The sequence below is a fragment of the Symbiopectobacterium purcellii genome (assembly GCF_052050035.1).
Lineage (GTDB): Bacteria > Pseudomonadota > Gammaproteobacteria > Enterobacterales > Enterobacteriaceae > Symbiopectobacterium > Symbiopectobacterium purcellii_A.
Genome location: NZ_CP189882.1, coordinates 4,985,399 through 5,009,082, shown reverse-complemented (window position 1 = coordinate 5,009,082; position 23,684 = coordinate 4,985,399). Strand labels below are relative to the sequence as shown.

Sequence of the window (23,684 nt, the reverse complement as noted above, 5' to 3'; positions counted from 1 at the left end):
ATGTCATTGATGGCTAAGGCCATGAGTATCAAGGTTGGCAATCCGCTACGCAAGCTGGTTCTCCTTAAGCTGGCTGATAATGCCAACGACAAAGGGGAGGCATGGCCGTCCATCCCCCATATTGCTCAACAATGTGAAATGGCAGAACGCACCGTTCAGGGCCATGTTCAGGCTCTGCAAAAGAGTGGCTTCCTCTGGATAGAAAAACGCAAGGGAAGCAACGGGATTAATCAGTCAAATATTTATCACCTTACTTTAGATAAAGGGGAAAATGAATCACAGAACAGGGGTGATATTCCTGACCCCTCTGATGGTGCATCTGCTGCACCCTATGGTGAATCTCCTGCACCCTATGGTGAATCTCCTGCACCACATGGTGCAAATACTGCACCAGGGGATGGTGCATCTGCTGCACCCAGAACCAGTCACTCTTTTGAACCTGTCATAGAACCTAAAACCCCCTTACCCCCTACCGGGGGCGATGAAGGGTCTTCCCTGCAAAGCAAAAAAACCAAAACAGCACCACCTGACTATCAGGCGGTACTTCAGGCTTACAACGATGCCGCGGGAAATCGCCTGCCCAATGCCTCGACCCTGAACGATGCCCGCCGCCGCGCTATCAAGCGGCTGTTGGGCGAGCTGGCAGAGCCCACGTCAGAGGCCGCCGGAAAGTATTTTCAGTACTTCATGGAGACCGCCAAGCCGTTTTACTTTGGTGAAAATCCCCGTCAGTGGCAGGCCAATTTTGATTACCTGCTACGCAGCGATACCCTGCTGAAAACCCGTGAGGGGGCCTTATGACCCAGAGTATACCGACCGTGCCGTACAGTCTGGATGCCGAAGAAGGGGTGATTGGTAGTCTGCTACTGGATGCGCAGAGCGACAATGCTCAGAGCGTGATGGCTTTTCTCAAACCCGAATCGTTCCACAGCAGTCATTGCCAGGCGATATTTTCCGTGCTGAAGGAGATGAATACACACCGCAAGACCATCGACAGCCTCACGGTGAACGACGAGTTAGAAAACCGTGGTTTGCTCCATCTGGTGGGCGGATTTTCCTACCTGGCCCAGATAGCAAAAAATACGCCCAGTGCCGCTAATGTGGTGGGATATGCCAATGTCGTGCGGGACAAGGCCACAGAACGTTTTGCACTGCGTCAGGCTAACCAGATCACGGCGTTATTTTACGAACGGAACGGCATGAGCGCAGCGGAAAAACTGGACGTTGCCCAACGTTTGATAACCGAAGCAACCGACTATGCTCAAACCGGCAACCGAAAGGGATTACGGCGCATTGACGAGGTTGCCGACCGATGGATACTGGCGATTGAAGCGCGCTGTGATCATCCCGAGGCCCATCGCGGCCTGTCAACAGGGATACCCGACCTAGATAAACTGCTGTACCCGAAATTTATCGTCAAAGGCTCGCTGTTCGTGATAGGTGCGCGACCCAAGATGGGGAAAACGACGGTGATGACCGAGATGGCTCTGCATATGGGGGATGTCGCGAAGCTCCCCGTCGCCATGTTCAGTCTGGAAATGCCAGAAGAGCAGATTTTTGAGCGCATGGTAGGGCAGCAGGCACACGTGAACACCGACATGTTCTATCAGGGAGCGAAAAATCAGGAAGACTGGAAAAAGGTTTACGCGGCGGTTGAACGGATGCGCAATCACCCGCGGATCTGGCTGGACGATCAACCGGGGATGACGCTGGCGCACATCCAGGCAGAGTGCCGGAAACTAAAACGGAGCGAAGGGAAAATCGGCATGATTGGCGTGGATTACCTGACGCTGATGACGACCGATAAAGCCGATACCAATGCGCTGGCGTTTGGCAATATCACCAAGGCGCTGAAGAACCTTGCCAAAGAACTGGATACCGTCGTGGTGCTACTGACCCAGCTAAACCGCAATCTGGAAGAGCGCGCCAACAAACGCCCCATGCCCAGTGACAGCCGGGAAAGTGGTCAGATTGAGCAGGATTGTGATTATTGGTTGGGTATTTACAAAGATCACGTTTACGACGACCACGCCGACGAAACACTTACCGAACTCATTCTTCGCCTCAATCGGCATGGTAAGACGGGGACAGTGTACGTTGACCAACGAGATGTAGAAATTTACCCCTGTGACCAGCAAGAGGCTGAGCGGCGAGCCGGTAAACAGGCGAACAGAAAGCCGCTGAAAGAAGTCATGGGATTTTAATTCAAGGAAAATAGGGATGACAGCATATCTAACAGAATGCATCGTGGGACTGCTGGCAATGGCAGCCCTTTTTGTTTGGGCGGATAAATTCAGAGGTGGGTGATGGATAAAAGACGCTTCCTGCTGCGTGATGAACGAATACGAAAAAAACTGAAAGCGTTTATTGATTCCCTGCCCACCGACCCACACCGCCCCCTCGAAATTACCATCAACGATGCTAAACGGACATTACCGCAGGACGACCTGTTCCATGCGTTATGCACCGATGTCTCGCGTCAGGTGGTGTGGGCCGATAAACCGCGCCCGCTGCTGGACTGGAAGGCGCTGTTTGTCTCGGGACATGCCATCGCTACCGGCAGGCCGGGGGAGGTGGTTACCGGGCTGGAGGGGGAGTTTTGCAGCCTCCGCGAGAGCACGGCTCAGATGGGCGTAAAGCGCATGAACAGTTTGATTGAGTACGCCCTGGCTTGGTCGGTCGGCAACGGCGTCAGGCTGCGCGAGGTGCGTTATTCAGGGGATTATTTTGGGAGAGTCCGATGACACTAAAATCACACACCAGACCAGAGCACAAGGACACATGGCGAACCCCGCCCGAGGTCTTCCAGGCGCTGGATGCGGAGTTTGGCTTCTACCTCGATGCCGCCGCTGACCACGACAATACCCTGTGCCGTCTGTATCTGACGCCAGAGGATGATGCCCTTTCCTGTGATTGGAGTAGCAACGGAGCCATCTTCTGCAATCCCCCGTACAGCAATATCCTCCCCTGGGTTGATAAAGCTGCTGAGCAGAGCCGCAAGCAGAATAAAACGGTCGTTATGCTGCTGCCTGCTGATACCTCGACGGGATGATTCGCACAGGCACAGAAAACGGTTGATGAGGTGCGGTTCATCACCGAAGGCCGATTGTCGTTTATCTGCGCTGAAACGGGCAAAAAAGGCAAGGCGGGTAACAGCAAGGGCAGCGTGTTGTTCATCTGGCGACCGTGGCGCACAACCCCAAAAGGGATGACCGTGGTAAGCAAACACACGCTGATTAACAGGATGTGGAGGTAGCTATGGCACTAAAACGCGATAAGCATGACGCGGTATTTTCCGAGCTTATACGTGAGAGAACCAACTGGCAGTGTGATTATTGCGGTAAATATTTCCATCATGACCACGGCAGTCTCCATTGCTCCCATTTCAAGTCCCGCCGACACAAAGCGACCCGATACCATCCCTTCAATGCGTTCGCACATTGCGCTGGTTGCCACCGTAAATTAGGCGAAGACCCCTATGAGTTCACGATGCACGCCAACATCACTTATGGGGAGATGGTCATTGACCGCGTGGCGCATCTGGCAGCAGTGCCGGTGCGGTTAAAGCCGTGGCAGATGAATGAGATTTATCAGCACATGAAAACTGAGCTCAATCGACTGCGGGAATTACGGGCTGGCGGCAAAATCTGGCGCATCGAGTTCACGCTACCTGCTTGGTATCAGGAGGGCATTACCTATCGCATGGGGGCAGCGGCATGAGACAGCGTGTGCGACTGACGGCGCAAGATATCCCGCTTATCCGGGCGCTACTGGACTCCGGTATGCCGGTAGCGGAGGTGGCGAGGAAATTCGAGACCAGCAAGCAGCATATCTACAGCATCAGGAATGGCAAAAACTGGGGGGCGGTGAAATGGGAGATATTCGATACCTGTTAACGGCATGGGGAAACTGGAGCGGCTCACGTATTGGCACCGAGTACAAGGCAGCATGGCCCCTCGTTACGGCCAGTAGCGATATCCGGCCCATGCTGTCTGATGCCGACGGTGAGATAGTTGACCGGGCGTTAGGGCGGCTCAAGCACTTCGATCAGCTGGGCTACAATATCGTCGTGGCCTATTACAAGGGCAAGGTGTCGTGCCAAATGATAGGTCACGCTATGCAACCACATCGTCACCGCACCTATGTGAGCAAGGTGCTCGAAAGGGCTGAAGCTTACATTGCCGGTCGTGTTGCTGAACTTTTGGAGGCGGCTTGATGTTACACTGAAGCTACAAAAAACGCCTTGATTATTAGCGAAATCATGCCAGCAACAAGTGCGCTAAGCATCCAGCGGATGAGTTTTTGCTCGGAGCGAATACCTGCCATTTCAAGCTGCAAATCTTTGCGCACTAAAGCGATTTGAGAATCTATCTTGGCGTCAGTTTTCTCGAAGCGAGCGTCCATATCTTTACGGACGTCAGCTATATCGCGCTTTACCTCTGCAATATCAGCCTTGGTAGCCACATCCGCCACCTCATGAGATTTGCGTACAGCAATAGAAATCGCCTTGGCCTGGTCTTTCGGCAACCCTGCACTTTCCAGCGTCTCGACGAATTCTTGAGTATCAAACGCGACTTGGCCCATAGCGGATCCTCCTGTGTTAAGCCAAGTGTAACCCAGTAATCTTATTGACGGAAGATCAACCCATGCGCTATAGTCAATCCGCACCTGTAAATCCAGGTGTCAGGTGTAGGAACCTGACTATCTAAGAAGGCGCATAACACGCCAGAAGCGTGTTTTTTTATGCGTCAACCTGCCATATCAGAATAATGGTGGGTTGGATAGGGAAGCCGTAAGGCTGGCCGGGTCCTTCTTAGCCGGTATTCCTACCCCTGTTCAGCTCACCACCCATGAGTGTAGGAACTCCAAGTGGTGATAATCCTTAACTAAGAAGGAAGTCACTATGAATAGCCTAATATTTCGCAATACCGTTCTCGAAACCATCTCCCACAACGAGCAGATCTGGTTTACCTCTGCCGAACTTGCTAAAGCTTTACACTACAAGAAAACAGACGCGATAACTCAAATTTATACTCGTAACCTCGACGAGTTTACATCCCAGATGTCAACGACACTCAATCTGAGGGTCGTTAGAAAAACAGGAACGGTTGAAATGAGTAACCGTATCTTTTCCCTTCGCGGCGCTCATTTAATAGCAATGTTCTCCAACACACCGATCGCCAAAGAATTTCGCAAATGGGTGTTGGATATCCTCGACAGCAAAGTGGGCCAGCCTGTTCATCAGCCTGAGGCGCTAGAGTTATTCACTGACGACGATACATCCCATCTTGCGCGGCTTATCTGGGGCATGGCGAACGGCTTTCGATTTGAGCGTTCGTGTAGCAATGCTATCTGGCATGCACTGCGTTATGCCGCTGGCGTGCCTTCCCCACAGCATTTTGGCGTCAGTCATATCCCGATACTTGCGGAAGAGTGCCAACGTATCTACAGTTTCACTAATGCGCTGAAAGAAGTCATGTACGATGCTGAAAAGCAAGCTGTCCGACGAGTTCTCAAGAATCGTGAGGATGCTGACGCCGTAGTATCTGAAATGAAACAGCTGCTTGATGAAACCAATCAATCGCACAATCTGTTGCTGACGAATACCTTAGCACGATGGCAACAAGCGGATATCCAGCAGTTTCTACAACGCCATTAACTCTTGACGTTAAATAACTGATCAAACGATCAGTTAAATTCTTGACGTGAGCACCTGAGCTACATATAATTTGCCCATGCTGCGGCAAAAGCGCGCAGGACATGAAGCCTCAACTCCCTCTGGTGGTTGGGGCTTTTGTCTATTGACAACAACTAATTGTTAAATAAAATCAGTCGGGTCGCATATCTGAATTTGTTGGTTTGTCCATATCAGTTTGGCTCAGCTGTGCGATAAGGCCCCGGTTAATTCCGGGGCTTTTCCTTTCTAAAAGTTTCAGCGTTGACTATTTAGTGTTGCATTTTGATTTTGGACAAAAGCGCGACAGAAATTCACAAAGCGCTGTTGTTTTATCATTGGAGCCTGATGAGTGAAGTAATGCGCTGAATTCTGATTCCAGCTGTTCAAATCTCTTCAGGTAATCGGTAGGGCTTAGCTCCTCGGACAGTCTGCGAAGATATTCAAACGCAAGTTGGCGGGCTGTTGGTTTATTGTTCATTGCGGTGTCCTTCTCGTTATGACTCGGCAGTTTGGTGCAGCACTCCACAGTAACACGACTTAATCATAATTCTTGTTTAATAAATATCCTAAGGCTGAGCCATTGCTCGGTCTTTTTTATTCCCTTCAATCACACAGCGCCATCCGAAAAATCGGCGGTGAGGCTATGACACGAATGAGCACGCTCTACAGCAGGCTTTCATACGGAAGCGGAACGGGGCTAATGGGCCTTGGCGCGTCTGCCCGAGCCTACGCCCAGGCAACTAAAGAAAGCGTATGGCTGCTGGCGGACAAAATGGCCGGGTTAAGCCTTGGCGACTGGGCTATTATTGTCGGTATGGTCTGCACAATAGGCACCTTTGCTATCAACTGGTACTACCGCAGGAAGGAATACTGTTTTAGGACGAAACACGACCAATGAATCCCGAACTCCGTAAACGATTGATAAAAGCCACAGCAGGCGGCGCTATAGCATTAGCGACCGTGCTAATCCAATGGCACGAAGGCGTACGCTACACACCCTACCGGGATTCCGGCGGCGTGTTGTCGGTCTGCTATGGTCATACCGGTAGCGATATCGTTCCAGGTAAGCGCTACACCGCTGCTGAATGCCAGGCCCTACTGGATAGCGACCTGAAAGCGGCAATGGCCGTCGTTGACGCCAATGTCACTGTACCACTGACGGAGAGCCAGAAAGCCGCACTCGCCTCCTTCGTTTACAACGTGGGGAGCGGGGCATTTGAGCGCTCAACGTTGCTGAAGAAGCTCAACGCCGGAGACACATCAGAAGCTTGTGATGAACTAAAGCGCTGGGACAAGGCAGGCGGTAGCCCCATTCCCAGCCGAAACGCAACAAAACGGTAGGGCATTATGCCGCCTGTAAGTGCGTTAAAAATACCTCATTTGGAGAACGATAACCCAGCGATTTTCGGCCTCGCGTATTGAGCAGGTGTTCGAGTGCTGCAACCTTGCGATGGGTGACATAATTGAAGTCCGTTCCCTTCGGGTAAAAACGCCGTATCAGCCCGTTGGTATGCTCATTCAACCCGCGTTCCCAGGAATGATATGGCCGGGCAAAGTAGACCGGTGCCCCCGTGACTTTTGTAATTTCCCCGTGCTGGGAAAATTCAGAACCGTTGTCAGCAGTCAGGGTTTTAAACTCGCAGAAGGTATTGGCAACGATGTCCCTGAAGGCCGCTACCACTGTCTCTGCTCGCTTGTTGGGCAGTTTGCGAATGATGACCAGCTTGACGGCTTTATCGACCACCGTCAGCAGGAATGATTTCTGATCTTTGCCAAAGATGGTGTCAATCTCGAAATGCCCGGGTTCCTGCTTGAGGTCAGCAACGGCCGGCCGCTGCTCAATGCCAACACGGTTGGGAATAGGACCGCGTTTGTTCTCATCGGTCTGATAGTTATACCGTTTACCCCGATGAGGGAGCTGCTGATACAGCTCACCGCCGGCCCGGCGCTCCTGCTGGATATAGCGATAGAGCGAGTTCTTGCTGACGGACAGGCCAAATTCCAGGACCAGGCGCCCACTGATGACCTCAGGTGAGGTGTGGGTAGACAGCGCCGTTATGATAAAGTCCTGAATGTGCGGTTCAAGCTGGTTAATCACGCTGTCCGGCCGTGTTTTCTGCCGCCGCCCTCTGGCCAACGTTTCGGCCCTTCTGCAGGAATAGACCCCGTTGAAAGCGGCGTCGGTATTGCGTCTGAGTTCCCTGCTGATGGTAGAACGAGGAAGCTCCAGTTCCCGGGCGATGGTGGCCTGGTTAACCCCATCACCACGCCGCTTTTCGATGTAGAACCGTTCTTTGTGAGTCAGATGTTTTCCCTGCATGCAACGGGATCTCCAGTAGGGCCAGAACGGTGATTTTATCCGACTCTGGCCAGTGGGTCACTTTGTTGCGTTTCGAGTGGGAATGGGGCGTATTTGAACTACTCACCACCAAGAGACGCTAACCTCTGATTGGTGGTGAACTGAATGGAGTTAGCGTTACCGGATACAACCAACCGGCCAGCCTTTCGGCTGCCCCATCCAGTCCACCATAGAGATGTAGCTGGATTGCGACGTAAAAAAACACGCTCGCGGCGTGTCATGTTGTCGCGGTTGTATCTGTCGGAACGCTAATCCCGGCACCTGAATTTGCAGATGCAGAGCGACTATAGCGCATGGGTTCTCCTTGCGTCAATAACGGCTTTGTTGAATAATTTAAGATGCTGATTTATATAAGCATTATAAAATTTCAACGACTAATTTTTCCTCTCGGAATGCTTTTTATTGTGCTAACTATTTGATTTGTCGTTCTAACAAAATACATTCTCTGTAAATGCATTCTAACTAAAGAAGATGTAAATCAAACGGTTAAATTATTCAACAAAGCCGTCAATAACCGCCGTTCAGTGGCAGAAACAGCGATGTTCCGCATCAAAACTCTGTTGGGTGGCCACCTGAGCCTGCGTGACTATGAGGCTCAGGTAGGTGAAGCAATGGCGATGGTCAAAGCACTGAACCGTATGACGTTGTTGGTTATGCCACACAGCGCCAGGATCGGATAACAGGTATAGCAGAGGGAGCCATCCTGTCGGCTAATTGTGATTTATTCAACAAAGACTATATTAGGAAGGCCTTGTAATTGCTTTCGCACATGAGGAGATTGTGGGCATCATGTAACCCTTGCCTGATACTGCGTCGAGAATCTTCTTCTCTTTCGTCGAGCGAGTAATACGAGCCTTATTATTGCTTGATCTATTGCTGGCGTTAGTCTGCGGATCTAACGATGCTTGATGGGACTGTGATGTTGGCTTAACAATCGTGGCCCTTTTTCTTTTGACATTGACCACCGTAACCGGCAGCGCTGAAGAGACGCTGGGCAAGGCCGTGCTCTGAATCGGGGTCTGTGATGTTGCCTGGAGATCGTCAGTCAAACGCGAGTAGTGTTGATAATTGCCCTTGGACCTGATGCGTTGACTGAACTCTGCCATGGTGGCGTGATGTTTTTCCGCAAATGTTTGCAACGTTGCGCTTTTCTCTGCGAGTCGATGTTGCATTGCCCGTATTTGTTTGCCGTTCTTCTCTAAGCTTTTTACTATATTTTTAGTTTTGACGACTATTTCAGTTATCTGCGCACTGCTCTGCGGGTGGATAAGTCCTTTGTGCGTTGGTTTACATGCGTCGTTCATGGTGCTATTGGATAGCGAAGAAGGTGAATTCTTTAATGCATTAAGACCAGGATGTGTGGACCAATTGATGGGTGGCAGCTCTTCATCAGTATGCAGCAACGTTTTAGCAAATTCAATGGAAGCAAGGTCGTTGGCCTCAGATCTAGTAAGAGCAGATGATATATCCGCGAGGGAGTGGTTATTATCTTGGCAAATATTTTTGGCCAGCTGCAGTGCTTTATCTTTGTTAACAGCCTCGCCTAAGTCTTTCGGCGTTGACGTTCCGATATTTAACTTGCCTCTGGGGCTACAAATACTGGGTTTAAACATGACATTCGAATTATTGCCGCACACAAAAGTTTGAGATAATCTCCCATGCCGGTTGATTAATGGCGGTGTTTTATTTACCTCTCGGGTTACGCTGGTATGAGAAGAATTCATCGACTGATGAAAATAAGTTATGCCTGGCATAAAATTTACCTTTTAAAAGTAATGAATCTAGAGATTATGGAACAACGAGCTATATGTTTACGCATAGACACGTGCCTTTAATATCAATTTTCGCTCATTTACGCTTTAAGCGCCTCTATCTCCGCCTGCTGCACTTTCACTTTCGCAGACAGGTCTTTTATCGCTTCAATCGGCTTTGTTGAATAAATCACAATTAGCCGACAGGATGGCTCCCTCTGCTATACCTGTTATCCGATCCTGGCGCTGTGTGGCATAACCAACAACGTCATACGGTTCAGTAAACTAGTTGCTGAATAGAGACTTGCATTTTTTGTCAGGCTATTGAGAATAAAAAGAGGTTTAACTTAGAGAATAAAGGTTTGAAATGATCAACAAAGAGCGGTTGTTACGAGATAATCGTTTATGTAAAGCAATCATTGGATTATCAGTCGAAGAATTGAAAAATTTAGCCGCTGAATTTTCAGCTTGTTATTTGATTTATCGGAAAAAGAATCGAAAAGATCACGAGCGTCAGATGGGTGCAGGGCAGAAAGGATTTATCCCAACCCCATTAGATAAACTGCTTTTTATTTTATTGTATTTAAAATGTTATCCGACCTATGATTTGCAAGGACTTCTTTTTGGTTTAGATAGAACACGGGTATGTCGCTGGGTAAAAATATTATTACCGGTTTTAGAGATGACCTTGGGGCGAGAATGTGTTTTGCCCGCTCGTCAAATTCGCTCTGCTGAGGAATTTTTTCGCGCCTTTCCTGGAGTTAAAGACGTCTTTATTGATGGGACAGAGCGACCTGTCCAAAAGCCTAAGAATCTGCGTCGGCGAAAAAAAATGTATTCGGGAAAGAAAAGACAGACCACTCGAAAAGGGCTTATTATGACTGACGAAACAAGGCAAATTGGATTTATCCCCATGAGCAAAAATGGGCGCCGTCACGATAAACGCTTACTCGATAAAGTCGATATAATTCGCCATATTCCTCCTGAGGTAACCATCTGGGCAGATACCGGTTTTCAAGGTATAGATAAACAGCATCCTAATACACAAATTCCAAAAAAAGGAACTCGAAAAAGACCTTTATCGCCTGAACAAAAACAAGAAAATAAAATAATCTCGGGCATCCGTATTACAGTTGAACACGCCATCGCGGGTATCAAGCGCCTCGGTTGCATGACCCAAATTTTACGGAATCGTAGACCCTTTATTGATGATACCTTCTTACTCCTTAGCGCCGGTCTTTGGAATTTCCATCTCAGAACAGCGTAAAATTTACTTCAATCACCGAAACACCCTTATTTCACTATTAAGCAACACGCTTAGTGCTTTGACCATCGCCATTGCTTCACCTACCTGAGCCTCATAGTCACGCAGGCTCAGGTGGCCACCCAACAGAGTTTTGATGCGGAACATCGCTGTTTCTGCCACTGAACGCCGGTGATAACCCACTTTCTTTTTCAACATATCATTACTCCCGCTCAGACGCTGATTCGCCACCGCATGGTTACGTTCATGGTACCTGTACGGCCAGTATTGCGCCCCGCTTCGGGTGGGATAAGGGGCCTGATTTTCTTTCTCAGCAACGCATCGTGGCATTTTCAATGACAACTAATTTAGACATATAGCCAACCGACTTAAAAATGATTACATCCTATGCCCTGATATGCGGCAAAGAAGCATAGCTGGCTGTTATCAAAATAATGTCGCTTGGCTATAACGATTTCTCCATAGTTAAACGGATGTGGTTAAAGGTATTAGCAGACTCACTTGTAAAATTTTGCAGATTGGCGGTCAGATCGCTTACACTTGGCTTAACACAGGAGGATCCCTATGGGCCAGGTTGCATTTGATACTCAAGAGTTCGTCGAGAAGCTGGAAAGCTCTGGTCTTAATAGAGAGCAGGCAAAGGCTATAACCCTTGTCGTGCGTCAGTCCCATGAGGTTGCAGACCTTGCTACCAAGCGTGACCTTGAAGACGTGCGCAAAGATTTAACTGTTCAGATAGCCGATGTGCGTAAGGATATTGACGCTCGCTTCGAGAAGAACGAAGCTCAGATGCAGGCTCGCTTCGAGAAGAACGAAGCTCAGATGCAGGCTCGCTTCGAGAAAACTGAAGCTCAGATAGCCGATGTCCGTAAGGATATGCAATTAGTCCGCAAAGACTTGCAGCTTGAGATGGCCGGTATCCGCTCTGAGCAGAAGTTAATTCGCTGGATGCTGAGTGCTGGAATTTTGGGTATTCTCTCTCTGGTTGTGAAAGCTTTTCTCGTCACGGCTCTCTAATTAATTATGCCACTACGGGTTGTTAGCTCATATGCGGGATCAACTAAAATATGCAGTAGAAAGAAAAATGAGCAGGAGCAATGAAAATATGCAGGTGGTGCCCATATCGGGAGGTGTGCAGATCCTGCACAACCCACAATATTGGAGTCTGTAAAGAATTTTGTGTAAATGGCTCCATTGCTTAACCGGAGATTCGTTCTCCATACATCAACATGAATTGGCTCATAGCAGGTTTCCAGTCTCTGATTGGCAAGGTCCATTTAGCAGAGATATTATGCAAGGCTAGATAGAGTAATTTTATCACCGAGTCATCCGTTGGAAATATTCGTCGCGTTTTCGTTATCTTGCGCAATGAAGCATTTAACGACTCTATTGCGTTGGTGGTGTAGATAACCTTGCGGATCTCCGGCGGAAAGTCAAAAATGACGATGAGACGTTCCCAATTATTTCTCCACGACGGGCTGATCGTCGGGAACTGCTCATCCCATTTGGCCGCGAAGGCATCCAGGGCCTCTTCAGCGCCCTCTAGCGTTGCGGAACTATAGATGGTGCGCAGGTCAGCAGCAACGGCCTTACGCTCTTTCCAGCCGACGTAGCGCAGCGAGTTCCGCACCTGATGCACAATGCAGAGCTGTACCCGCGTATGCGGGTAAACAGCTTCAATGGCATCAGGAAAGCCTTTCAGGCCATCGCAGCAGGCGACGAAGATGTCCTTTAGCCCACGATTTTTCAGTTCTGTCATCACAGATAACCAGAACTTGGCCCCCTCAGTTTTGGCTATCCATAGCCCCAGCAGCTCTTTTTCGCCCTGGCCGTTGACGCCGAGGGCCAGATAAACAGACTTGTTGGCCACGGCTCCGCCGTCCTGGCTTTTGACAACAATACAGTCAAGGTAAACAATGGGATAAAGCGCATCCAGCGGCCGTTGCTGCCAGCGCTTAACTTCATCCATCACAGCATTGGTCACTTGAGAAATGAAGCCAGCGGAAACATCGACCCCGTAGACTTCTTTAAAGTGTGCCTGAATATCACTGGTTGATAACCCTCTGGAATAGAGAGAAATAATGCGGTCATCGAAGCCGTTAAGCTGTTTTTCGTGCTTACCGATCAGTGTCGGCTCGAAGGTACTGTTGCGGTCGCGCGGAATATCGAGCTCGATCTCCCCATTTTGGCTACGTACGCTCTTGGATGTCTTGCCATTGCGGGATTTGCCTGAATGATTACCTGCCGGGTCATGCTTAGCATACCCAAGGTGCATCTCCATCTCAGCTTCAAGAACCCGTTCCGCCAGTCTTTTAGTCAGCACCTTGAGTAGGCCTGATTCACCCAGCAGATCCTGAGGGGAGTGACAATCTTGAAGCAGTTGGTCAATAAGTTCGTTGCTGATAGGCATTTTGTTATCCTTTGAAGGTTTTCCTCAAAATGCCATTTACACAGATTATTTTACAGTCTCCAATATTGGGGATTAGTCGCTTCTGACAGCACCGTAACGCCCTCTGTAATTCTTAAAGCGTTCGTCTTTAGAGGGGTCAATTTCTACTTTGGCATAAACTCTATTGGCTTGGGCTGCGATCCGCTTCTCTTCGGCTAATATCACGCGATTTTCCCATGCCACCCGTTTTTCTTCCCAGTAAATTAACCGTGGGTGAGGCTGTCCTTTTTCTCCAGCGTCTACCGCTTCCATTGCGCCTCTGACTATAGGAATAGTCTTTAGGTAGCGTTCCTTTCCCCACGGGTCTAACCGGTCGTAATATTTCCTTTCGTCGGGCGTTAATTCTTCGTAGGTCATAACGTCACCTGAAATTTAGGCAGCACAAATCCTTCCATGTTGGATATAGCGCTGCGGTGATGGTTGGGTTAAATCAGAATGGTGGCTCGTCGTCGAAATTCATCGGCGGTGTTTGCTGCTGGCGTCCATTGCCGTTTGTTTTCTGGCGCTGATTGCTTTGCTGACCTGATGCGCCAAAGTCGATATCGTTGATGATGATTACGGGTGCTGTACGCTTGTTTCCCTGCTGATCCGTCCATTCGTCCAGAACAAACTCACCAGTTACCGTAACCTTTGTTCCTTTAGTCAGGAACTGAGGAAGCTTTTCAGCCTTGGGTCCAAACAAGCGGCATTGCACCCACGATGTTTTTTCATGCTCTCCATAGCCTTGCTTCACGGGTATAGCCAAGCGACTTAATTTTGATTACACCATATGGACTGAGAACAAACTCTCTGTATCGCAACCCATCTCTCTTTTTTTGCTTTTTGCTTGTGCCCATTTATGCTCAATTGGGTTAAGCTCTGGCGAATATGTAGGCAAATACTCCACCATATACCCTGCATCGATGATGACTTGTTGAATATTATGTTTTTTGTGAAAAGTGGCATTGTCCATCATGATTACACTGTTTTTAGGGAGTACTGGGATAAGGACTTGTGTGACCCAGGCATAGAAAACATCGCTGTTAATATTGATATCAAATAATCCGATAGCAAACAGCGTTGTGCCTAATAAAGCGCCGATAACATTTGTTCTTCCCCTAGCTCCCCAGTTCTTCAGGCCAAAACACCGTTGACCTTTTGGGGAATAGCCGTGAGTCCGTGGGGTATCGTGTGAAAAACCACTTTCATCAATAAAAACAATAGGTTTACCTTCTTTTTCATACTGTTGTTTTTTTTGTTGAAATCCCTGCCGGGCGTTTTCGTCGGCTTTCGGATGACGTAGAGTTTTTTTTATAGGTCAATCCCAGCTTTTTAAGCGCTTGCCAAATGGCCTTCTGACAAACGCCAAAACGCTCTGCACGTTCTTTTTGGTAAGCATCTGGATATTGTTCAACATCTTTTATCAACTCGGATTTATCGATCTTTCGCTGACGCGTGGTCGATGCTTTTGACTCTATTTGATTAATCCAACGCGATACAGAGGCAGGGCCAATCCGAAATTGCTTCGCTGTTTCTCGGATACTCAACCCTTCGTTTTTCCGTGTAGATATCACTTTACGTCTAAAATCAATTGAATAGCTCATTTAAATAATGTAATCAAAATTAAGTCGTTTAGCTATAGTTCGAAATGCTGGGAATAGGGCACAAAAACCCCGGCGCGATACCGGGGCGGGATTACTGGGTTAGTGGCGTTGCAGGAACTGGCTAACGTTCGCCTGTTGCCATTTTTCGAGCGCGTGGGTCATGACGCCGTAATGCTGCTGAGTGCTCTCCTCGAGCATCTGTTGCATTTCAGCAAGCACGATAGCTTCATCTTCACGGTGTCGGAGAACACGGCGTAGCGTCTGCTTCTCTGCGTCGAAGATGGCACATTTAAGCTGGTTGGTAATGCTGTAGATACGGCGGCACTCTTCGGCCAGCAGGGGGATTTGCCGGATTTCGAAGTGCTGAGCAACTGTCTTGAACGATAAAATTATGGAGCTACATGATGGTACGACTCATCCCATTCTTCGTTTTTTCTGAGCATCGCATTCAGGATGGTCAGCAGCTTGCGCATACAGGCAACCAGCGCCACTTTTTTGGGTTTTCCTGCTGTAACCAGCCGCATGTAAAACGCTTTTATCACTGGATTGAAGCGGGTTGCTACGAGTGCAGCCATATAAAGCGCGCTCCGCACTCCCGACCGACCACCAAAGATGGTTCGTCGGCCTCTCATGGTGCCAGAGTCCCGATTGACTGGGGCTACTCCCACGAGAACGCTAATTTCTCGTCTCGAGAGCCGACCCAACTCAGGAACCTCTGCCAACAATGCCGCCACGGTCATAGTGCCGACGCCCTTAATGCTACTCAACCGCTCAGAAAGCTCTTTGAAGTGGTTGCTGATGTGGGTGTTCATGTCCTTATCGATCCGCGCAAGTTCATCTTCCAGCGCTTTGATGATGATATTAATGCTTTTTCTGCTTTGCTGATGAGCCAGATACAACCTGTTTCGTTCAGCAACCAGCATTGCAATCAACTGCCGTCTGCGAACTACCATGGAATTGAGAACCTGACGTTCAGTATCCGGCAAAGCCCGAATAAAGCGGCCTCGTTCCGGATGGCGATTAATAACCTCGGTCATCTGCGCAAGTGCTCTCGCATCAATACGGTCAGTCTTCGCCAGATACCCCATAGCACGGGCAAAGTCACGAGCCTGCCTGGGGTTGACCACAGCGAGCTCAAAACCTTCGGCCTGAAGCGCACAAGCTACGGCAGCTTCAAGCCCTCCGGTGGCTTCCATCAGCACAAGCGCAACGTCGTGCTTCTTCAGCTCAGCAATAATGGAATCAAAGCCGTCAGCATCATTGGCAACAGAAAATTGCGCAATCGTGCTGCTGGCGGCAATGTCCAGCGTTGCTTTCGAAACATCGATACCTACACAGAGTGGACTTGGCAGACTCATTATTACCCATCCTTGCAAATGCGTTATGGAGTACGGACAACTGTTCGGGTTTCAGATGAGTGGCTCAACGTATGCGCCAGTCGCTCAGTAACGGGCTTTTAACCCAAGGGGAAATCGGGCTGCATACGCTGTGCCAAATCTAATCGTAGTTATTTTAACCAACTTTTAAGATACAAGGGGAAATCGGGCTGCATACGCTGTGCCAAATCTAATCGTAGTTATTTTAACCAACTTTTAAGATACAAGGGGAGGGTACGCCCGTTACACGGCGCAGGGCATACCAAATGGCGTTGCTCCATGCACGGTCGAAGTGAAAACCATTTGCCATGCTCCAGACGAGGCGGGTAAGGCTGTCGATATCATGGCTACTGAATAGTTCGGCTGCTTCGGGTTTGTATTGTGGGATACTGGTTTCTTTGTCGAGAATATCCAGCACCCATTTGCGGAACTCTTTGGCGATCCGCGTGTTGGCGAACATCGCTATCAGATGTGCGCCGCGTAGGGAGAAAATACGGATTTTTCGCAAAAGGTTATCGTAAGTGTTTGATTTTATCGAGACACTCAAATTGAGGGTCTCGGTCATGCACGGGCTAAACTCGTCTACGTTGCGAGTATAAATTTGGGTGATAGCATCAGCTTTCTTGTACTCGAGCGCTTTAGCAAGCTCCGCAGAAGTGAACCAGATCTGCCCGTTGTGCGCGATGGTTTCAAGAACGGTATTGCGGAACATTAAGGTTGTCATAGTAATGATTTCCTTGTTAGTTAAGGAACATCACCACCTAGAGGTACTAAGCTCTGTATGGTGGCGAGCTGGATAGGGTTAGTACGACCGGCTAACAAGGACCCGGCGAGCCTTGCGGCTCCCCCATCCAGCCCACCATTATTTTGATATGGAGGACTGACGCATAAAAAAACACGCTGTAGGCGTGTTATGCGCCTTGTTAGTTATCCGCCCCATTCCCAGTCGAAACGCAACAAAACGGTAGGGCATTATGCCGCCTGTAAGTGCGTTAAAAATACCTCATTTGGAGAACGATAACCCAGCGATTTTCGGCCTCGCGTATTGAGCAGGTGTTCGAGTGCTGCAACCTTGCGATGGGTGACATAATTGAAGTCCGTTCCCTTCGGGTAAAAACGCCGTATCAGCCCGTTGGTATGCTCATTCAACCCGCGTTCCCAGGAATGATATGGCCGGGCAAAGTAGACCGGTGCCCCCGTGACTTTTGTAATTTCCCCGTGCTGGGAAAATTCAGAACCGTTGTCAGCAGTCAGGGTTTTAAACTCGCAGAAGGTATTGGCAACGATGTCCCTGAAGGCCGCTACCACTGTCTCTGCTCGCTTGTTGGGCAGTTTGCGAATGATGACCAGCTTGACGGCTTTATCGACCACCGTCAGCAGGAATGATTTCTGATCTTTGCCAAAGATGGTGTCAATCTCGAAATGCCCGGGTTCCTGCTTGAGGTCAGCAACGGCCGGCCGCTGCTCAATGCCAACACGGTTGGGAATAGGACCGCGTTTGTTCTCATCGGTCTGATAGTTATACCGTTTACCCCGATGAGGGAGCTGCTGATACAGCTCACCGCCGGCCCGGCGCTCCTGCTGGATATAGCGATAGAGCGAGTTCTTGCTGACGGACAGGCCAAATTCCAGGACCAGGCGCCCACTGATGACCTCAGGTGAGGTGTGGGTAGACAGCGCCGTTCTGATAAAGTCCTGAATGTGCGGTTCAAGCTGGTTAATCACGCTGTCCGGCCGTGTTTTCTGCCGCCGCCCTCTGGCCAACGTTTCGGCCCTTCTGCAGGAATAGACCCCGTTGAAAGCGGCGTCGGTATTGCGTCTGAGTTCCCTGCTGATGGTAGAACGAGGAAGCTCCAGTTCCCGGGCGATGGTGGCCTGGTTAACCCCATCACCACGCCGCTTTTCGATGTAGAACCGTTCTTTGTGAGTCAGATGTTTTCCCTGCATGCAACGGGATCTCCAGTAGGGCCAGAACGGTGATTTTATCCGACTCTGGCCAGTGGGTCACTTTGTTGCGTTTCGAGTGGGAATGGGGCATAGGATGTAATCATTTTTAAGTCGGTTGGCTATAACTTCCGGGTATTGTCCGTCAGCGGCGAGTGATATTTCTCAACCATTCTCGCGGCATAAGCAAGTGCGTCCTCGCGCTCGGAGAAATCGCCAATGGTCTGTAGCAAGCCGTCGCCGCCACGGATGTAAACACTAAAGAAATCAGGATTATCATTCTCTTGTATGAGATAACCACAGTCGTCTACAACGCCCGACAGGATAATTTCAGTAACAATCGTCCCCGGCGCTATCAGGTGGTCGAATTCGTCAATGAGCTTTTGCATTGTGACGGCTTTGTTGAATAAATCAGAATTAGCCGACAGGATGACTCCCTCTGCTACACCTGTTATCCTATCCTGACGCTGTGTGGCATACCCAACAACGTCATACGGTTCAGCGCTTTGACCATCGCTATGGCTTCACCTACTTGAGCCTCATAGTCACGCAGGCTCAGATGGCCACCCAGCAAAGTTTTTATGCGGAACATCGCTGTTTCTGCCACTGAACGCCGGTGATAACCCACTTTCTTTTTCCACATATCATTACTCCCGCTCAGACGCTGATTCGCCACCGCATGGTTACGTTCATGGTACTTGTCCGGCCAGTATTTGGCTCCGCTTCGCGGCGGGATAAGGGGCCTGATTTTCTTTCTTAGCAACGCATCGTGGCAGTAACGGGCGTCATAAGCACCGTCTGCTGACACTTCCCTGATTTTTCGGTGGGTTTGGTTAATCAGGCCCGGCAGTGCCTGCGCATCTGTCGTTCCGCTGAGCGATAAGTCTGCACAGATAATCTCATGCGTCGCACTGTCTGCTGCCAGATGAAGCTTGCGCCACACTCTTCGTCTGTCAGCCCCATGCTGCCTGACTTTCCATTCACCTTCGCCAAAGACCTTCAGACCGGTAATGTCGATGACCAGATGCGAGATTTCACCACGCGTTGGCGTTTTTATGCTGATACTGACGGTTTTTGCCCGCCGACTGACCAGAGAGTAGTCCGGGCAGCGCAGTGGCAGGCTCATCAGTGTAAAAACCGAGTCGACAAAGCCCTGTAATGCCCGGAGCGACAGGTTAAACACGCGCTTTATCATCAAAACCGTGGTAACAGCCATATCGGTGTAGTAAAGCGGCCGACCACGACCTTCAGGCGAAGAACTGTCAGTCCATGCAGCGATGGCCGACTCATCAAGCCAGACCGTCAGGGAGCCGCGTTGTCTGAGTGCTTTGTTGTAGGTGGGCCAGTTGGTGATTTTAAACTTTTGCTTTGCCATGGGGAGCTGCTATCGGGAGCGATGATAGTGCTTTGATCCGGCGATCCCCTGAAAGTTCGATTTATTCAACAAAGCCACTTCAATTATGTCACCCATCGCAAGGTTGCAGCACTCGAACACCTGCTCAATACGCGAGGCCGAAAATCGCTGGGTTATCGTTCTCCAAATGAGGTATTTTTAACGCACTTACAGGCGGCATAATGCCCTACCGTTTTGTTGCGTTTCGACTGGGAATAGGGCCCATGGCTGCCACACTGTACCGTAGCAGCCTGAATGCCATGAGCTTTTCTGGCCTGCTCTGGTGCTCGATGAGTGTATAAATGTAGCCTTTCCCCGCATTCGTCTGCACGGAATAGAGCATATCCGAACACTGGGTGCGCAGGTCGTCTTCGATAAAGCTGCCCGACTCCATTGCCAACGTACTGAAGTCGCAGCGTTCACGCAGGTGGGGCGGCAGATGGATTTCCAAAAAGTCTCGGGCCACAGCGATATCGCCGAGAAACTTTTTGAACAGCGAATCGTGTTGTGAGAGTGAGGATGTTGTCATTGGCGCAGTATACCTTGCTCAGGTTACGGTATGCCATCGAAATCCCCCTCCCTCAAGTCTGTCAAATTTGGGCGATTCTGGCGTAGCTAGCAAGTCGAAATGGACGGTAACGTATTGATAAAAATGTCGTGTATTGTTGTGTTTTGTCGCCTGTTTTTTGAGCAGGAAAAACAATTATGATATTGATATTTATGGTTTTCATGTGTTTTAAGTCTGCTACAATTATTCTATCTAGCCTTGCATAATATCTCGGCTAAATGGACCCTACCAATCAGAGACTGGAAACCGGCTATGAGCCAATTCATGTTGATGTATGGAGATCGGATTTCCGGTTAAGCGATGGAGCCATTTACACGAAATTCTTTACAGACTCTAACGCTTTGCTTTCAACCCGCTTTAAATCTACATCATCAAGCTTTCACTTTTCCCCCGCCGTTAAGTACAATCACTGGATAATCCTGCGTCACTCCTCTAGAGTGAACGCGCTTGGAATGTCACACCTGCCGGAGAAGAAAGAGAATGCCCCCCACGTTGAGTCGCGAAGCGGCGCTGGTTCATGAAGCGTTGCTGGCGCGCGGTCTGGAAACCCCGCTGCGCTGCGCGCTGCTGGATGCCGCCACTCGTAAGGCACGCATCGCCGAACACATGACCGAAATCATGAATCTGCTGAGCCTCGATCTGCAAGATGACAGTTTGGCCGAAACTCCGCATCGCATCGCAAAAATGTATGTGGATGAAATTTTCGCCGGGCTGGACTATGCCAATTTCCCTAAAATCACCATCATTGAAAACAAAATGAAAGTGGATGAAATGGTGTCGGTGCGAGATATCACACTGACCAGCACCTGCGAGCACCATTTTGTTACCATCGATGGCAAGGCAATCGTCGCGTATATCCCGAAGGAAGGGGTGATTGGCCTGTCGAAGATCAACCGTATCGTGCAGTTTTTTGCACAGCGTCCGCAGGTACAGGAGCGTTTGACCCAGCAGATTCTTGTCGCGCTGCAAACCCTGCTGGGTACCAGCAATGTTGCAGTATCGATTGATGCTGTGCACTACTGTGTCAAAGCGCGCGGTATTTGTGATGCGACCAGTGCGACCACTACCACATCGCTGGGTGGTCTGTTCAAATCGAGTCAGAATACGCGTCAGGAGTTCTTGCGCGCTGTGCGTCACCACCAGCACTGATCGTTGTGCCGCAGCCACCGGGTGTGGCTGTTGGCGGCATGCGTCCCATTGGATTGGCACAAACGCCTATGAAGTCTCTCTCTCCGTCATCGTCTCACCGTATCGCCACGTTGGATTTCGTGCGCGGCGTTGCCGTATTGGGCATTTTATTGCACAATATCACCGCATTCGGCCTGCCCAAGGCCGCTTATCTCAACCCCGCTTATGCCGGTTACCCTGCATTGCATGATGCCCTGACCTGGGCTGTGATGGATCTGCTGGCGCAGGCAAAGTTTCTGACCGTGTTCGCTCTGTTGTTTGGAGCCGGCTTACAGTTGCTGCTGCCGCGCGGTACGCGTTGGGTGCATGCGCGTCTGTTTTGGTTGATGCTTATTGGGTTGTTGCACGGTATTTTCCTGTGGGATGGCGATATCTTGCTGGATTACGGCCTGATCGAACTGCTCTGCTTTACCATGATCCGACAGGCGGACAGTAGCCGCATGCTGATGCGTATGGGCGTGGTGATGTACGCCGTAGGCGTTGGCATGCTGGTGGTGTTAAGCCAGATTCTCAGCCCGGAGCCGGGGCGTTACTGGTTGCCAGGTGACGCTGACATGGCGTACGAAGCCTATTGGCTCCAACTGGGGGGCGTAGAGGCGTGGCGCAACCGCGTGGATCTGTTGGTCGAGAGTTTATTGTCGCTGGGTGTGCAATATGGCTGGTTGCTGGCAGGCTCATTGCTGCTGGGAGCGGGGTTAATGCGCAGCGGTTGGCTACGTGGTGAATTCAGCACGGCGCATTATCGCAAGGTTGCGCTGTGGTTCATCGCTGGGGGAGTGCTGATTGATGCTGTCGGCATCGTGTTACAGTGGCATCTTGCCTGGGAGTACCGCTGGAGTGGGCTGTTGTTGCAAATTCCTCGCGATATTGCCGCGCCAAGTCAGGGCATCGGTTATCTGGCGCTCTGCTACGGGTATTGGTCAACGCTGCGGCAATGGCGAGTGTCCTCCTGGATAAGTGACATCGGACGGATGGCGTTAAGCAGCTATCTGTTGCAGACGCTGATCTGTACTCGGCTCTTTTATCACTGGGGCGGCTTTATGCAGTTCGACCGTTTGCAATTGCTGGGCATCGTGCCGTTTATCTGGTTGATTAACGGTTTGGCGGCGCACTACTGGCTGCGTAATTTCGAACAAGGCCCACTAGAATGGGGATGGCTACGCTTAACCAGGCTGATTGCCGGGCCTTCGCATTAATCTGGCCCGATAACCTCGTCTGCTAGCGCCGGCACCGGTATTACGGCTGCTGTGGTGCTGACGTGCCTTTCGCGTCGACGCTGCAGTCATGCTCTTTTTCAGCGGGTGGATTGTCTAACGTGCTGAGCAATTCGGGCGGTACAGCAGGATAATCAGGCTCATCCTTGGCAATTTTATGCTCTGCCGGGATGGGCAGAAGCGGGCCCAGGAAGCGGGGTTCGCGTTTGAGAATATAGAGATCGAACAGCGTCCCAAGTCGGGCACCGATCTCACGCAGCCGAATCGTCATCATGTTTTTCGGTGAGGGTACCGCATAACATTGTGCCTGAATACCCATATGCATAGCGATAAACAGCGCACGTTCGCAGTGGAAGCGTTGGGTAATAATCGTGAAATCGTTGGTATCAAACACTTTGCGCGTGCGCACAATCGAGTCCAGCGTGCGAAATCCCGCGTAATCCAACACAATGTCGCTGGGTGAAATGCCCGCCGCGATCAAATCGCGCCGCATGGTCATCGGCTCATTGTAACTTTGTAGCGCGTTATCGCCGCTGAGCAGCAAATAGCTGACTTTCCCGCCGTTGTAAGCATTGATAGCCCCCTGAATACGAAACAGGTAGTACTGATTCAATGAGCCAACGCGGTAATATTTTGCCGTGCCCAGCACTACTCCCACTTGACGCTCCGGCAGCGTCGCTAAATCGTCATAGATGTAGGGTGCCGTTTTCCAACCAATCCACCGGTCCAGAGCGAATGCTGACAGTAATGATACGCAAAGAACAATACCTGAACCGACTATCAGGCGTTTCCATATGCTCATACGGGTATCAAAATGAGAAAAATGATCATGAGCAAAGGCTACTTTACCCGTCTGGCGTAAGCAAGCCATAGCCAAGCTAATAGCCGATTATTGATTGTTTGTTGTGCGATTGCGCG

Annotated in this window: 28 protein-coding genes and 5 pseudogenes; 16 read left to right on the top strand and 17 right to left on the bottom strand. The window is 50.0% G+C overall.

The genetic code is table 11. The features are described 5' to 3' along the window. Positions 1-21: 21 nt before the first annotated feature. From ACQGXV_RS33880 to ACQGXV_RS33855, 6 genes and pseudogenes are all read left to right on the top strand, one after another. A complete protein-coding gene (locus ACQGXV_RS33880; RefSeq protein ID WP_440864451.1) occupies positions 22-801 on the top strand; it encodes a helix-turn-helix domain-containing protein in 780 nt (259 codons plus the stop codon). Further along, positions 798-2,204, top strand: coding sequence for a DnaB-like helicase C-terminal domain-containing protein (locus ACQGXV_RS33875; RefSeq protein WP_440864450.1), 1,407 nt, complete (start codon positions 798-800; stop codon positions 2,202-2,204). The genes ACQGXV_RS33880 and ACQGXV_RS33875 overlap by 4 nt, the downstream gene beginning before the upstream one ends. Before the next feature lie 102 nt (positions 2,205-2,306). Further along, positions 2,307-2,744, top strand: a complete 438-nt coding sequence (locus tag ACQGXV_RS33870) for a recombination protein NinB (protein WP_440867790.1) — start codon at positions 2,307-2,309, stop codon at positions 2,742-2,744. Beyond that, a pseudogene (locus ACQGXV_RS33865) lies at positions 2,741-3,256 on the top strand (phage N-6-adenine-methyltransferase). The gene ACQGXV_RS33870 and the pseudogene ACQGXV_RS33865 overlap by 4 nt, the downstream one beginning before the upstream one ends. A gap of 2 nt (positions 3,257-3,258) precedes the next feature. Then, positions 3,259-3,720 (top strand): hypothetical protein, encoded by a 462-nt coding sequence (locus tag ACQGXV_RS33860; RefSeq protein WP_440864449.1) that lies wholly within the window; start codon positions 3,259-3,261, stop codon positions 3,718-3,720. Positions 3,721-3,871: 151 nt separating this feature from the next. Then, entirely contained in the window at positions 3,872-4,216 is a 345-nt protein-coding gene (locus tag ACQGXV_RS33855) for an antiterminator Q family protein (protein WP_440864448.1), read from the top strand. A 2-nt stretch (positions 4,217-4,218) separates the two neighbouring features. Here ACQGXV_RS33855 and ACQGXV_RS33850 read toward each other — a convergent pair whose 3' ends face one another. Then, positions 4,219-4,584 (bottom strand): hypothetical protein, encoded by a 366-nt coding sequence (locus ACQGXV_RS33850; RefSeq protein ID WP_440864447.1) that lies wholly within the window; start codon positions 4,582-4,584, stop codon positions 4,219-4,221. Between the two features lie 319 nt (positions 4,585-4,903). On the opposite strand from ACQGXV_RS33850, the gene ACQGXV_RS33845 reads away from it, so the two are divergent. Next, the gene (locus tag ACQGXV_RS33845) at positions 4,904-5,659 is read left to right on the top strand and encodes a BRO-N domain-containing protein (protein ID WP_440864446.1); all 756 of its coding nucleotides are present in this window, start codon (positions 4,904-4,906) and stop codon (positions 5,657-5,659) included. A gap of 283 nt (positions 5,660-5,942) precedes the next feature. Here the strand turns inward: ACQGXV_RS33845 and ACQGXV_RS33840 are convergent, their stop codons facing one another. Then, complete coding sequence (locus ACQGXV_RS33840) at positions 5,943-6,155, bottom strand: YdiH family protein (protein WP_440863188.1); 213 nt, start codon at positions 6,153-6,155, stop codon at positions 5,943-5,945. Positions 6,156-6,320: 165 nt separating this feature from the next. On the opposite strand from ACQGXV_RS33840, the gene ACQGXV_RS33835 reads away from it, so the two are divergent. Next, complete coding sequence (locus ACQGXV_RS33835) at positions 6,321-6,575, top strand: HP1 family phage holin (RefSeq protein WP_440867789.1); 255 nt, start codon at positions 6,321-6,323, stop codon at positions 6,573-6,575. Then, positions 6,572-7,018: a lysozyme gene (locus tag ACQGXV_RS33830; RefSeq protein ID WP_440864445.1), complete on the top strand. Its 447-nt coding sequence runs from the start codon at positions 6,572-6,574 to the stop codon at positions 7,016-7,018. The genes ACQGXV_RS33835 and ACQGXV_RS33830 overlap by 4 nt, the downstream gene beginning before the upstream one ends. Before the next feature lie 4 nt (positions 7,019-7,022). Here the strand turns inward: ACQGXV_RS33830 and ACQGXV_RS33825 are convergent, their stop codons facing one another. Continuing rightward, entirely contained in the window at positions 7,023-7,997 is a 975-nt protein-coding gene (locus ACQGXV_RS33825) for an IS30 family transposase (RefSeq protein WP_440863602.1), read from the bottom strand. A 551-nt stretch (positions 7,998-8,548) separates the two neighbouring features. On the opposite strand from ACQGXV_RS33825, the pseudogene ACQGXV_RS33820 reads away from it, so the two are divergent. Then, positions 8,549-8,716: pseudogene (locus tag ACQGXV_RS33820) on the top strand (IS5/IS1182 family transposase); the annotation flags it as partial. A gap of 60 nt (positions 8,717-8,776) precedes the next feature. On the opposite strand, the gene ACQGXV_RS33815 reads toward ACQGXV_RS33820, so the two are convergent. Further along, positions 8,777-9,760 carry a hypothetical protein gene (locus ACQGXV_RS33815; RefSeq protein WP_440864444.1) on the bottom strand — a complete coding sequence of 328 codons (984 nt, stop codon included), beginning with the start codon at positions 9,758-9,760 and terminating at the stop codon, positions 8,777-8,779. Positions 9,761-10,154: 394 nt separating this feature from the next. Here ACQGXV_RS33815 and ACQGXV_RS33810 point away from each other — a divergent pair, with 394 nt between their 5' ends. Beyond that, on the top strand, positions 10,155-11,054 hold the full coding sequence (locus ACQGXV_RS33810; RefSeq protein WP_440862939.1) for a transposase family protein: 900 nt from the start codon (positions 10,155-10,157) through the stop codon (positions 11,052-11,054). Between the two features lie 12 nt (positions 11,055-11,066). Here ACQGXV_RS33810 and ACQGXV_RS33805 read toward each other — a convergent pair. Continuing rightward, a pseudogene (locus ACQGXV_RS33805) lies at positions 11,067-11,380 on the bottom strand (IS5/IS1182 family transposase); the annotation flags it as partial. A 235-nt stretch (positions 11,381-11,615) separates the two neighbouring features. On the opposite strand from ACQGXV_RS33805, the gene ACQGXV_RS33800 reads away from it, so the two are divergent. Continuing rightward, positions 11,616-12,068, top strand: coding sequence for a hypothetical protein (locus ACQGXV_RS33800; protein WP_440864443.1), 453 nt, complete (start codon positions 11,616-11,618; stop codon positions 12,066-12,068). A 181-nt stretch (positions 12,069-12,249) separates the two neighbouring features. Here ACQGXV_RS33800 and ACQGXV_RS33795 read toward each other — a convergent pair whose 3' ends face one another. The 5 genes from ACQGXV_RS33795 to ACQGXV_RS33775 all read right to left on the bottom strand — a co-directional run bounded on the left by ACQGXV_RS33795 (position 12,250) and on the right by ACQGXV_RS33775 (position 15,083). Next, positions 12,250-13,461: an IS256 family transposase gene (locus tag ACQGXV_RS33795; protein WP_440864442.1), complete on the bottom strand. Its 1,212-nt coding sequence runs from the start codon at positions 13,459-13,461 to the stop codon at positions 12,250-12,252. 72 nt (positions 13,462-13,533) lie between these two features. Beyond that, positions 13,534-13,857 carry a hypothetical protein gene (locus tag ACQGXV_RS33790; protein WP_440864441.1) on the bottom strand — a complete coding sequence of 108 codons (324 nt, stop codon included), beginning with the start codon at positions 13,855-13,857 and terminating at the stop codon, positions 13,534-13,536. 73 nt (positions 13,858-13,930) lie between these two features. Next, a complete protein-coding gene (locus ACQGXV_RS33785; protein WP_440864440.1) occupies positions 13,931-14,245 on the bottom strand; it encodes a single-stranded DNA-binding protein in 315 nt (104 codons plus the stop codon). A 15-nt stretch (positions 14,246-14,260) separates the two neighbouring features. Beyond that, entirely contained in the window at positions 14,261-14,794 is a 534-nt protein-coding gene (locus ACQGXV_RS33780) for an IS630 family transposase (protein ID WP_440867788.1), read from the bottom strand. Then, positions 14,718-15,083, bottom strand: coding sequence for an IS630 transposase-related protein (locus tag ACQGXV_RS33775; RefSeq protein WP_440862584.1), 366 nt, complete (start codon positions 15,081-15,083; stop codon positions 14,718-14,720). The genes ACQGXV_RS33780 and ACQGXV_RS33775 overlap by 77 nt, the downstream gene beginning before the upstream one ends. Positions 15,084-15,191: 108 nt before the next feature. On the opposite strand from ACQGXV_RS33775, the gene ACQGXV_RS33770 reads away from it, so the two are divergent. Then, the gene (locus ACQGXV_RS33770) at positions 15,192-15,341 is read left to right on the top strand and encodes a hypothetical protein (protein WP_440864439.1); all 150 of its coding nucleotides are present in this window, start codon (positions 15,192-15,194) and stop codon (positions 15,339-15,341) included. A gap of 131 nt (positions 15,342-15,472) precedes the next feature. On the opposite strand, the gene ACQGXV_RS33765 is transcribed toward ACQGXV_RS33770, so the two are convergent. The 6 genes and pseudogenes from ACQGXV_RS33765 to ACQGXV_RS33740 all read right to left on the bottom strand — a co-directional run. Then, entirely contained in the window at positions 15,473-16,441 is a 969-nt protein-coding gene (locus ACQGXV_RS33765) for an IS110 family transposase (protein WP_440862981.1), read from the bottom strand. A 223-nt stretch (positions 16,442-16,664) separates the two neighbouring features. After that, on the bottom strand, positions 16,665-17,183 hold the full coding sequence (locus ACQGXV_RS33760; protein ID WP_440864438.1) for a BRO-N domain-containing protein: 519 nt from the start codon (positions 17,181-17,183) through the stop codon (positions 16,665-16,667). A 248-nt stretch (positions 17,184-17,431) separates the two neighbouring features. Continuing rightward, the gene (locus ACQGXV_RS33755; RefSeq protein ID WP_440862690.1) at positions 17,432-18,406 is read right to left on the bottom strand and encodes an IS30 family transposase; all 975 of its coding nucleotides are present in this window, start codon (positions 18,404-18,406) and stop codon (positions 17,432-17,434) included. Between the two features lie 119 nt (positions 18,407-18,525). Further along, positions 18,526-18,792 (bottom strand): hypothetical protein, encoded by a 267-nt coding sequence (locus ACQGXV_RS33750; protein WP_440864437.1) that lies wholly within the window; start codon positions 18,790-18,792, stop codon positions 18,526-18,528. Between the two features lie 62 nt (positions 18,793-18,854). Further along, positions 18,855-19,778, bottom strand: coding sequence for an IS5 family transposase (locus ACQGXV_RS33745; protein ID WP_440864436.1), 924 nt, complete (start codon positions 19,776-19,778; stop codon positions 18,855-18,857). 241 nt (positions 19,779-20,019) lie between these two features. After that, positions 20,020-20,325 (bottom strand): annotated as a pseudogene (locus tag ACQGXV_RS33740) (Rpn family recombination-promoting nuclease/putative transposase); the annotation flags it as partial. Between the two features lie 210 nt (positions 20,326-20,535). Here ACQGXV_RS33740 and ACQGXV_RS33735 point away from each other — a divergent pair. The 3 genes and pseudogenes from ACQGXV_RS33735 to yeiB all read left to right on the top strand — a co-directional run. Next, positions 20,536-20,661 (top strand): annotated as a pseudogene (locus ACQGXV_RS33735) (IS256 family transposase); the annotation flags it as partial. Positions 20,662-20,844: 183 nt separating this feature from the next. Then, entirely contained in the window at positions 20,845-21,513 is a 669-nt protein-coding gene (gene folE, locus ACQGXV_RS33730) for a GTP cyclohydrolase I FolE (RefSeq protein ID WP_440864435.1), read from the top strand. A 68-nt stretch (positions 21,514-21,581) separates the two neighbouring features. Next, positions 21,582-22,748: a DUF418 domain-containing protein YeiB gene (gene yeiB, locus ACQGXV_RS33725; RefSeq protein ID WP_440867787.1), complete on the top strand. Its 1,167-nt coding sequence runs from the start codon at positions 21,582-21,584 to the stop codon at positions 22,746-22,748. A gap of 40 nt (positions 22,749-22,788) precedes the next feature. Here the strand turns inward: yeiB and sanA are convergent, their stop codons facing one another. Beyond that, complete coding sequence (gene sanA, locus ACQGXV_RS33720; RefSeq protein ID WP_440867786.1) at positions 22,789-23,562, bottom strand: outer membrane permeability protein SanA; 774 nt, start codon at positions 23,560-23,562, stop codon at positions 22,789-22,791. Positions 23,563-23,684 lie beyond the last annotated feature (122 nt).

Excerpts from the sequence above, each read along its gene's own strand:
- ACQGXV_RS33850 (WP_440864447.1), bottom strand. The coding sequence starts at position 4,584 with ATGGGCCAAGTCGCGTTTGATACTCAAGAATTCGTCGAGACGCTGGAA.
- ACQGXV_RS33760 (WP_440864438.1), bottom strand. The coding sequence starts at position 17,183 with ATGACAACCTTAATGTTCCGCAATACCGTTCTTGAAACCATCGCGCAC.
- folE (WP_440864435.1), top strand. The coding sequence starts at position 20,845 with ATGCCCCCCACGTTGAGTCGCGAAGCGGCGCTGGTTCATGAAGCGTTG.
- ACQGXV_RS33855 (WP_440864448.1), top strand. The coding sequence starts at position 3,872 with ATGGGAGATATTCGATACCTGTTAACGGCATGGGGAAACTGGAGCGGC.
- ACQGXV_RS33800 (WP_440864443.1), top strand. The coding sequence starts at position 11,616 with ATGGGCCAGGTTGCATTTGATACTCAAGAGTTCGTCGAGAAGCTGGAA.
- ACQGXV_RS33825 (WP_440863602.1), bottom strand. The coding sequence starts at position 7,997 with ATGCAGGGAAAACATCTGACTCACAAAGAACGGTTCTACATCGAAAAG.
- ACQGXV_RS33790 (WP_440864441.1), bottom strand. The coding sequence starts at position 13,857 with ATGACCTACGAAGAATTAACGCCCGACGAAAGGAAATATTACGACCGG.
- ACQGXV_RS33835 (WP_440867789.1), top strand. The coding sequence starts at position 6,321 with ATGACACGAATGAGCACGCTCTACAGCAGGCTTTCATACGGAAGCGGA.
- ACQGXV_RS33815 (WP_440864444.1), bottom strand. The coding sequence starts at position 9,760 with ATGAATTCTTCTCATACCAGCGTAACCCGAGAGGTAAATAAAACACCG.
- ACQGXV_RS33880 (WP_440864451.1), top strand. The coding sequence starts at position 22 with ATGAGTATCAAGGTTGGCAATCCGCTACGCAAGCTGGTTCTCCTTAAG.
- ACQGXV_RS33840 (WP_440863188.1), bottom strand. The coding sequence starts at position 6,155 with ATGAACAATAAACCAACAGCCCGCCAACTTGCGTTTGAATATCTTCGC.
- ACQGXV_RS33795 (WP_440864442.1), bottom strand. The coding sequence starts at position 13,461 with ATGCCTATCAGCAACGAACTTATTGACCAACTGCTTCAAGATTGTCAC.
- yeiB (WP_440867787.1), top strand. The coding sequence starts at position 21,582 with ATGAAGTCTCTCTCTCCGTCATCGTCTCACCGTATCGCCACGTTGGAT.
- ACQGXV_RS33745 (WP_440864436.1), bottom strand. The coding sequence starts at position 19,778 with ATGGCAAAGCAAAAGTTTAAAATCACCAACTGGCCCACCTACAACAAA.
- ACQGXV_RS33810 (WP_440862939.1), top strand. The coding sequence starts at position 10,155 with ATGATCAACAAAGAGCGGTTGTTACGAGATAATCGTTTATGTAAAGCA.
- ACQGXV_RS33775 (WP_440862584.1), bottom strand. The coding sequence starts at position 15,083 with ATGAGCTATTCAATTGATTTTAGACGTAAAGTGATATCTACACGGAAA.
- ACQGXV_RS33755 (WP_440862690.1), bottom strand. The coding sequence starts at position 18,406 with ATGCAGGGAAAACATCTGACTCACAAAGAACGGTTCTACATCGAAAAG.
- ACQGXV_RS33870 (WP_440867790.1), top strand. The coding sequence starts at position 2,307 with ATGGATAAAAGACGCTTCCTGCTGCGTGATGAACGAATACGAAAAAAA.
- ACQGXV_RS33875 (WP_440864450.1), top strand. The coding sequence starts at position 798 with ATGACCCAGAGTATACCGACCGTGCCGTACAGTCTGGATGCCGAAGAA.
- ACQGXV_RS33830 (WP_440864445.1), top strand. The coding sequence starts at position 6,572 with ATGAATCCCGAACTCCGTAAACGATTGATAAAAGCCACAGCAGGCGGC.
- ACQGXV_RS33860 (WP_440864449.1), top strand. The coding sequence starts at position 3,259 with ATGGCACTAAAACGCGATAAGCATGACGCGGTATTTTCCGAGCTTATA.
- ACQGXV_RS33750 (WP_440864437.1), bottom strand. The coding sequence starts at position 18,792 with ATGCAAAAGCTCATTGACGAATTCGACCACCTGATAGCGCCGGGGACG.
- ACQGXV_RS33765 (WP_440862981.1), bottom strand. The coding sequence starts at position 16,441 with ATGAGTCTGCCAAGTCCACTCTGTGTAGGTATCGATGTTTCGAAAGCA.
- ACQGXV_RS33845 (WP_440864446.1), top strand. The coding sequence starts at position 4,904 with ATGAATAGCCTAATATTTCGCAATACCGTTCTCGAAACCATCTCCCAC.